We start from the raw sequence: 9,366 nt of genomic DNA on the forward strand, positions 1-9,366 counted from the left end.
GGCGATAAAAAATATCAGGATTATTATTTTTTTAAAACTGCAAAAAAAAATAATCTACCAACTAACTGGGTTTCTAAGTTTGGAGGCCCTACATGGGAGTATGTTAAATCCTTAGACAAATACTACCTTCATTTATTTCATAAAGGTCAAGCGGATTTAAATTGGGCAAATGAAGAATTACGTGAAGAACTAGTAAATATTTTAAAGTTTTGGAAAAATAAGGGTGTAAAAGGCTTTAGATTTGATGTTATTAATTTAATATCTAAACCGGAAGTCTTTGAAGATGATTTTCAAGGAGATGGTAGAAGATTTTATACTGATGGACCTAAGGTAAATAAATATTTACATGAAATTGTATACAGGGCAGGTATTGAAAATATGATTACCGTTGGTGAAATGTCCTCTACTTCAATTGCTAATTGTATAGAATATACAAAACCGGAAAATAAGGAATTAAATATGGCCTTTAATTTTCACCATTTAAAGGTAGACTATAAAGATGGTGAAAAATGGGAACTTGCCCCTGTAAATTATAATGCATTAAAGGAAATATTCTCAACTTGGCAAATTGAAATGCAAAATAATGGAGGGTGGAGTGCCTGGTTTTTAAATAACCATGATCAGCCAAGAGCTGTTTCCCGATTTACTAATGACAATAAATACAGAGTAGAGTCGGCTAAATTATTGGCAAATATAATCCACTTTTTCAGAGGAACTCCTTATATATACCAAGGTGAAGAATTTGGTATGACCAATGGATATTTTAAATCCATAGATGAGTACAGGGATTATGAAAGTATTAATTATTATAAAATTCTACTTGAAAAAGGAAAATCAAAAGATGAGGCTTTAAATATTCTTTCAGAGCGTTCTCGGGACAATGGAAGAACTCCTGTACAATGGAACAATGAAAAAAATTCCGGGTTTACAAAAGGTATACCTTGGATAGATGTAAATAATAATTATTTAGAAATTAATGCTAAAAGGGACAGAGAAAGTTCAAATTCTATTTTTAAACATTACCAAAAATTAATTGGTTTAAGAAAGAATTTCAAGGTAATATCAGATGGATATTATAGGGAGATAGATACAGGAATCGACAAGTTATTTGTTTTTGAAAGGTATTTAAATAATGATGAGTTAATCTGTATTAATAATTTTAGTAAGGAAGAATTAATTTATGAGTTCGATAGTAATATATATGACAAATACAAAAATTCTAAAATATTAATTTCTAATTATGGCGATAAAACATTTACTAATCCCTTTGTTTTAAAGCCTTATGAATCAATAGTATATATATATAAAGAAGACTAATTTAGTCTTCTTTTGCTGTTATTCCTTCACTTTTTAAATAGTTTTTCATTCCTTCTGTTATATGTTTTTCATCATTTTTATCTACCCATAATACCTGAATATTATCGACATCTTTAATTAATTCCTTCCCTTCTTCTATTGGAAGTAAAAATAAAGTCGTTGAAAGAAAATCTGCTACTCCACTATCTTCTGCTAAAACCGTTACAGACTTATACAAATCTCCTGGCATTAAAGTGTCCGGATCTATTATATGGTTGTAGCTTTTCCCATCTACTTCATAATATCTTTGATAATCTCCACTTGTAACTAAGGAAATATTATTTCCATATACTACACCTACTATTGAATTACCTGTAAATTCTTCTTCATCTTTTGGATTTTGTATACCTATTCCCCATTTATCCTTATTTTCTTCCATTGGTTTACCTATGGAAATTACATTTCCTCCAGCTGAAAGTATTGCAGATTTACAACCTGCCTCCTTAACTTTATCCATTACCAATTGGGAAGCATATCCCTTCGATGTTGCACCAACGTCTAAAGACATGTTTTCATCTTCAAGATATACGGTACTATTTTCTTCATCAATAATTACTTTATTTATGTCTGTATATTTAGAGGCCAGCTCTAGTTCTTCCATGCTTGGAATTTTAGGTTTTTCCTTATTGTTTTCATCTAATGCTTCTTCCCTATATTCATGCCAAATACTTAATACTGGACCAAAGGCAATATTGGTTTTATAAGAATATTTTTCTGCCATTTCCTTAGAAAATTTTAATAATTCTATTATGTCCTTATCAACTTCTACAGGTTCTTTTCCTGCCATATCGTTAATAGTTTTTATGTTATTAATTCCTTCATAATCATTATAAATATCATATAGTTTGTGAAGTCTATTAAACTCTTCTTTTACTAAAGAGTAATACTCTTTGTATTCTTCTTCTGTTTCTGTATAAGCTGTAAAGTCGATAATTGTATCAAAAGTTCCAAATATTGAATCAAAATACTTTATATATTTATTTTTATTACAGGCTGTTAATAATAAAATTATAGATAATAGAGAAAGTAAAATAAATTTTTTCTTCATTTTTCACCTCTATTAAATTATACCTTAATTTTAATTCTTATGTATCTTATTTTGAAAATAGTAAAACCTCCAAATCCCATATGAATTTGAAGGTTTTTACTTACTTTATTTTTTATATCTATTAGATTTAACCTATTGACCCCAAAAATATTCCCAATATTAATACAATTATTGTTAATCCACAAAATATATACTTGCCCATAGGAATAATAAATTTTGGAACATCTCCATCTAAGCCCTTACCTATTTCCTCTTTAGCAAATTTTTCTCCACAAACCCAGAAGAACATTATTGCCGCCAGTAAAGCTCCTAGTGGAATTACATATATACTAACAACATCCATCCATTTTGACAGCACATTTCCATTTTCAATAAATAATCCTACTAAAGTACTAATAACAGCAATTACAATTACTGATTTTGTTCTAGAATATTTAAATCTATCTTGTAGCGCTTCTATTGGAGCTTCAAAAAGATTTATTAAGGACGTAATTCCTGCAAAAAGCACTGCTATGAAAAATATTATGGAAAATAAGTGACCAAATGGCATTTGTTTAAATACTTCCGGCATTGTTATAAATAGCATTGGTGGTCCTGCTTTTGGCTCCATTCCAAAGGCAAAAACTGAAGGTATAATAACTAGTGCTGCTAAAAATGCTGCTATTGTATCAAAAATTGCAATACTAACTCCGGCCTTAACAACATTTTCATCATCTTTTAAATAGCTACCATAGACTAAGGTTCCCGAGCCTGCTAGTGACAAGGAAAAGAAAGATTGACCTAGTGCATAAACCCAGGTTTCTGGATTAGCCAAGGCTGACCAATCAGGATTAAATAAAAACCTATATCCTTCACTTGCTCCATTTAGAAATTTCACTCTTATTGCCAAAATTATAAATAGTACAAAAAATGCTGGCATTAAATATTTATTTACTTTTTCTATTCCTGCAGATATTCCTGCATTCATAATTATAAAAGTTAAAACCAAGGCTATTAAATGCCAGGGAATAGAGCCGAAAGTTCCTGAAATTCTGCCAAAATATGCTGCACTATCCGCTGTATTAACTAAATCACCTGCAAGTGCACCTACTGTAAATTTTATTATCCAACCAACTACTACTGAATAACCAATAGCTATTGCTAAGGAACCGATTACCGGTATAATACCTACTAAATCACCATTTCTTCTACCTCTTCTATCCATTGCTTTTTTAAAAGCTCCTATTGGTCCTGACCTCATTGCTCTACCAAAGGACATTTCTCCAATAACACCTGTGAAACCCAATACAAGTACACAGATAAAATATGGAACTAGGAAAGCAAATCCACCAAACTGTCCAACTCTATAGGGAAATAACCAAATATTTCCCATTCCAACTGCTGAGCCAACACAAGCAATAACAAAGGTCCATCTAGACGAAAAAGATTCTCTCTTATCTAATCTTGATATATTTTTATTATTTTTTGACATATACACCTTCCTTTCATATTATTGGTTTTTCTAAAATAGTTTTCTATTCTATTGGTTCTAAATGTGCTTGGAAATGTCTTAACACTGGAGGCTCCCAGGTTATTCTATATCCTTTAACATCTTTTGCCCTTTTTTTAATTGCTATTAAGGCTTCTGCCATTATATCAAAATGGGCTTGTGTATAAACCCTTCTTGGTATTGCCAATCTAGTAAATTCAAATTCAGCTTGTCTTTGTTCTCCAGTTTCCGGATCGTTTCCTAACATATATGACCCTATGTCACAAGTTCTTATTCCTGCTTCTATATAAAGTTCAATTGCTAGTGCTTGTCCTGGAAATTCATTGTACGGTATGTGAGGAAACATTGCTTTTGCATCGACAAAAAGTCCATGACCACCGGCAGGAGCTTGATAAGCTATTTTATTATCATCTAATATTGATGCCAAATATTCAATTTGTCCAACTCTATAGTTTAAATAATCCTCGTCAAGTCCTTCATATAATCCTATAGCTAATGATTCAATATCCCTTCCTGATAATCCGCCGTAGGTAATAAATCCCTCGTAAGAAATAGTATTGCCTTTTACTAATTGGAAAAGTTCTGCATCTTCTTTTATTGCTAAAAGTCCACCCATATTAGTTATGGCATCTTTTTTTGCACTCATAATAAACATATCACCATAGCTAAAGATTTCCCTAGTTATTTCTTTTAAAGTACTGTTTTTAAATTCTTCTTCTCTCTCTTTAATAAAATGAGCATTTTCTGCAAATCTAGCTGCATCTATAACTAAGGGTATGTTATATTTTTTACATATATCTGATACATCTCTCATATTTTGAACAGATACCGGCTGTCCACCTGCTGAATTATTAGTTATTGTCATTACAACTAAGCCAATTTTTTCCTTACCGTATTCATTTATTAGTTTTTCTAACTTTTCAACATCCATGTTTCCTTTAAAAGGAGCTCTATGACTAGGATCTTTTGCTTCCTCTACAACACAGTCTATGGCCCTTGCCCCTGTTAATTCAACATGGGCTCTAGTAGTATCGAAAAACATATTGGAAATTCCAACCTTACCTTTTTCAAGTAGTAGTGGAAATAAAACCTTTTCCGCTGCTCTACCTTGATGTACTGGTTGAACATATTCGTATCCAAATATATCTTTAACTGTATCTAATAATTTATAATAACTTTTTCCACCAGCATAAGCTTCATCGCCTTTCATTACGCCGGCCCATTGATCATCACTCATGGCATTTGTTCCACTGTCTGTTAAAAGGTCAATATAAACATCTTCTGCTTTTAAATTAAAGGTATTATACTTAGCTTCTTTAATTCTTTCAATTCTTTCTTCTTTTGTTAACATTTTAATTCTTTCTACCATTTTTATTCTAAATGGTTCCGGTATGTACTTAATAGCCATTTTATTTCTCCTTTTCTTTATTTAATCTTGCCTTCTAATTAATATATTATCACCCTTTAAAATAATAGTCTATTTTATAGCAAATACAGTAATTAGCCTATTATTGGAAAAGCAAAACATATAAATGTCCAAAAAAATAAAACCATTAAAACTAAAGTTTTAGCTCTAATGGTTTTATTTATAATTTAATTTATAGTCTTAATTTCCCCAAGGGAATATAAATTCTCTTTCATTTCCCCCTTGCTCTTCCTTATTTTGTTCTTGTTCATTAATAGGATTTTCTTGTACTTCAAATTTTTCAAATGTAATTTCTAATTTTTCTTCTTTTCCATTTCTGTAAATAGTTATTTCACTACTATCACCAAATTTATATTTTAATAGGGCCTTTTTAATATCGTTGGTATTACCTACTTCTGAGTCGCCAACTTGAGTTATAATATCATTAACTTGAATACCCGCTTTATCTGCCGGAGAATTTTCCTGTACTTGCATTACAGCAACGCCTTTTTCTACTGGAGTTTCCATTTGGAAATATTTTTTATAGGTTTCAAGTTCTACTCCACTAATTCCTAAAAGAAGTTCTTCATAGTTTCCTGTTTCTATTATTTCATCTACTATGGATTTTGCTGTATTTATTGGAATTGCAAATCCAATCCCTTCTCCTGTACTTGCTTTAGCAGTATTTATTCCTATTAATTCTCCCTTTGAGTTTAATAGTGCTCCTCCACTGTTACCACCATTAATAGCTGCATCTGTTTGAATTAATCCATCCATTGAAGCCCCATTTTCTAAAGTTATCATTCTGTTTAGCCCTGAAATATAACCTGATGTTAAAGTAGATTGTAAATCCAATCCTAATGGATTTCCAATTGCTATTGCCTTATCTCCTACTGATACTTTGTCAGAATCTCCAAATTCAACTACTGGAAGTCCTGTCTTTTCTACCTTTACTACAGCTAAGTCAAGGGTGGAATTATTCCAAATCAATTTTCCTTCAATTGTTGATTTATCTGAAAACACAACTGTAATGGACTCTGCGGAACCATCACTTATAACATGGGAATTAGTAAGTATATAGCCATCCTCACTAACTATAACGCCACTTCCTACTCCTTCAACATATGCTTGCTGATTAAATATGGAATTAGATAATGTTTTTGTAGTAATTCCAACAACAGATGGTATTACTTTTTCTGCAACGGCTGTTTCAATATTTACTTCATCTTTAGTATTAATTGTAATACTTGAGTTTGTACCGGAGTTTCCTGCTGTTGTATTGTTTTTAGACGACATAACCAGGGCTGTTACACCTGAACTTAAAAATGAGAATATTAAGGCTATTACTACTATTCTAATCCAAGGCGTTTTTGGTTTGTTTCTTTTTAACTCTTCCTTTACAATTTTTCTAACTTCATCGCTATTATTATAGGAATAAGACCTACTAAAAGCTGGTCCTTCATCTTCTGTTCCTAAAGGATCATAGTAACTTCCCTTACTATTATTTGAAAAATCATTTCTTTCTGTATCTTCATCTGTTCTATTTTCATCAAAATCTCTTTTGTCATCACTCATAATATATTCCTCCTTAACTAGGTCTAATCTTTATACTAATAATTTTAGATAAAAAACCTTTAAACATTCTTAAAACCAACTTTGAACTTACTTTCTATTTTAGATGAAGCTATAACTAAAGCTTCAATATTTCTATTTCCATTTTCTTCAAATACTTTTGCTATTTCCTTTAAAGTATACCCCGATGTAACTATATCATCTAATATTAAGATCTTTTTATCACCTAGATTCTTATCTATTAGTTTAAAAGAATCTTTTAAATTTGTTGCTCTTTTTTCTATACTTAATAAATGCTGATCCTTGGTATTTTTCTTCTTTACAACAGCATCTTTTAATATTTCCACTTTTAGTTTTTCACCAATATAATCCGCTAATAACTCCGTTTGATTATATCCTCTTTTGGAAAGCTTTCTTTTACTAATTGGCGTAGGAATAATACAATCAAAATCCAAGTCTATTTCTTTAATATAAGCTACAAGAATTTCTCCAAAGGCCCTATACAAATAAGAATGATTATAGAATTTAAAGCTCCCAATCAATTCTTTTATCTTACCGGTATATAAATACGGATAATAACATCTATGTTCTCCAAAATATTTAATGCCATTTACATATTCGAATAAATTTAAACAATTATTACAGAAATATTTTTTAGTATATATTTCGTTTTTACAAGAATAACAATACCCTTCTGATAAAAAAATTAAATCGTTTATACTAATTGACATCTATTATTCCTTTATATAAATTATAATATTCATTAATTCTATAGGATAAAGTAGAGTTTCTTTTTGCTATATGGGTATTATTAATCATATTCTGTAAATATTTTAAACTTCCTACAAGAACTACTAGTTTTCTCGCTCGAGTAATTGCTGTATAAATTAAATTTCTTGTCATTAACATATAGGGTCCAGGTCCTAGCGGTATTACAACTGCAGGAAATTCGCTTCCCTGAGATTTATGAATAGTTATTGCATATGATAACGACAATTCATCTAATTCCTTTACTGTATATTCAACAAACCTGTCATTGTCAAACAATACTTTTATTATATTGTCATAATTGTCTATTTCTGTAATAATTCCAAAATCTCCGTTAAATACCCCTAATCCTTCTTGGCCTGTTTTAGTCTTAAATTCCTTAGTATAATTATTTCTAATTTGCATAACCTTGTCATATTCCCTAAAAACCTTATCACCATAAACAACTTCTTCTGTTGATGGTCGTTTAGGATTTAAAACTTCCTGTAGTTTTTTGTTGAGTTCTGTTGTTCCTATTTCAGATTTTTTCATAGGCGTTAAAACTTGAATATCCTCAATGTTCTTTATATTGTAATATTCCGGAAGTCTTTTTGCTACAAGACTTAATAAAGTCTTTTGTGTTAAAGTATTATTATTTGCCGGTATAAAGAAAAAATCCTTACCCTTTTCATTTAAAATAGGATACTCTCCACTATTAATTCTATGGGCGTTAACTACTATATTACTATTTTCACTTTGTCTAAATATTTTATGAAGTCTTATGGTTTTTACTAATTTAGAATTAATAATATCCTTTAAAGTGTTTCCTGCACCAACTGATGGAAGTTGGTCAATATCGCCAACAAAAATAATTTTAGTTTCACTTTGTATTCCCTTTAATAAATTTTCAAGTAAAACCAAATCTATCATGGAAGATTCATCTATAATAATAATATCTGCATCTAAGGGATTTTCTTCATTATGGTCAAATATCATACCTCTTCCACTATCCACCGGCATATAGCCTAGAAGTCTGTGAATTGTTTTAGCTTCATGGTTAGTACTTTCTTCCATTCTCTTAGCAGCTCTTCCTGTAGGTGCTGTTAAAATAACCTTATGACCATTTAATGTATATATATTTACAATTTCATTAATTATAGTTGTTTTTCCAGTTCCCGGTCCTCCGGTAATAACTAAAATATTCTCTAAAATAGAACTTTTAATTGCTTCTATTTGCTCATCGGCAAATTTTATTTTTTCACTATTTTTTAACCTTTCAATTTCTTTTTCACAGTTAATATTTGTCTTAATTTCTTCATTTGTTAATATTTTAGAAAATAATCCGGCAACTTTTAACTCGCTATTATAATAATACGGATCATATAAGATTTTTTTTCCTTCAACTTCATCGCTGATTATAGTGTTTTCTAGTACCATTTCCATTATTAAATCTTCAATATATTCCTGCTCAATATTTATTAATCTCGACACCCTATATATTGTTTCTTCATAAGGCATATAGCAATTTCCATTTTGATTTGCTTCAGAAGATAAATAATATTTAAAGGCTGCCTTAATCCTAAAAGGAGACTTTTCATCTATGTTGTTTTTTAAAGCAATATCATCAGCTGTTTTAAAACCAATTCCCCAAATATCATTAATTAATTGATAGGGATTAGTTTCAATTCTAGAAATAGTCTCATCTCCATACTCTTTTATAATCTTTTGTGATTGCCCCATGGGAATTCC

At 30.2% G+C, this 9,366-nt stretch carries 7 protein-coding genes; 1 reads left to right on the forward strand and 6 read right to left on the reverse strand.

The genetic code is table 11. The annotated features are described in order from the left end of the window. A partial coding sequence (locus WAO56_RS03625) for an alpha-amylase family glycosyl hydrolase (protein WP_422144983.1) occupies positions 1–1,317 on the forward strand: 1,317 nt, incomplete at its 5' end. A gap of 1 nt (position 1,318) precedes the next feature. On the opposite strand, the gene WAO56_RS03630 is transcribed toward WAO56_RS03625, so the two are convergent. The 6 genes from WAO56_RS03630 to WAO56_RS03655 form a co-directional block, all read right to left on the reverse strand. After that, positions 1,319–2,404 (reverse strand): FAD:protein FMN transferase, encoded by a 1,086-nt coding sequence (locus WAO56_RS03630; RefSeq protein WP_422144982.1) that lies wholly within the window; start codon positions 2,402–2,404, stop codon positions 1,319–1,321. 127 nt (positions 2,405–2,531) lie between these two features. Beyond that, the gene (locus WAO56_RS03635; protein WP_422144981.1) at positions 2,532–3,875 is read right to left on the reverse strand and encodes a sodium-dependent transporter; all 1,344 of its coding nucleotides are present in this window, start codon (positions 3,873–3,875) and stop codon (positions 2,532–2,534) included. 43 nt (positions 3,876–3,918) lie between these two features. Continuing rightward, entirely contained in the window at positions 3,919–5,301 is a 1,383-nt protein-coding gene (locus WAO56_RS03640) for a tryptophanase (RefSeq protein WP_422144980.1), read from the reverse strand. A gap of 198 nt (positions 5,302–5,499) precedes the next feature. After that, positions 5,500–6,873, reverse strand: a complete 1,374-nt coding sequence (locus tag WAO56_RS03645; protein WP_422146272.1) for a S1C family serine protease — start codon at positions 6,871–6,873, stop codon at positions 5,500–5,502. A gap of 59 nt (positions 6,874–6,932) precedes the next feature. Then, positions 6,933–7,601, reverse strand: coding sequence for a ComF family protein (locus WAO56_RS03650; RefSeq protein WP_243661758.1), 669 nt, complete (start codon positions 7,599–7,601; stop codon positions 6,933–6,935). Next, positions 7,591–9,366: ATP-dependent DNA helicase (locus WAO56_RS03655; RefSeq protein WP_422146273.1), on the reverse strand; the 1,776-nt coding region annotated here is incomplete at its 5' end. The genes WAO56_RS03655 and WAO56_RS03650, both read right to left, overlap by 11 nt.

The organism is Miniphocaeibacter sp., assembly GCF_049276255.1.
Lineage (GTDB): Bacteria > Bacillota > Clostridia > Tissierellales > Peptoniphilaceae > Miniphocaeibacter.

Excerpts from the sequence above, each read along its gene's own strand:
- WAO56_RS03630 (WP_422144982.1), bottom strand. The coding sequence starts at position 2,404 with ATGAAGAAAAAATTTATTTTACTTTCTCTATTATCTATAATTTTATTA.
- WAO56_RS03650 (WP_243661758.1), bottom strand. The coding sequence starts at position 7,601 with ATGTCAATTAGTATAAACGATTTAATTTTTTTATCAGAAGGGTATTGT.
- WAO56_RS03635 (WP_422144981.1), bottom strand. The coding sequence starts at position 3,875 with ATGTCAAAAAATAATAAAAATATATCAAGATTAGATAAGAGAGAATCT.
- WAO56_RS03640 (WP_422144980.1), bottom strand. The coding sequence starts at position 5,301 with ATGGCTATTAAGTACATACCGGAACCATTTAGAATAAAAATGGTAGAA.
- WAO56_RS03645 (WP_422146272.1), bottom strand. The coding sequence starts at position 6,873 with ATGAGTGATGACAAAAGAGATTTTGATGAAAATAGAACAGATGAAGAT.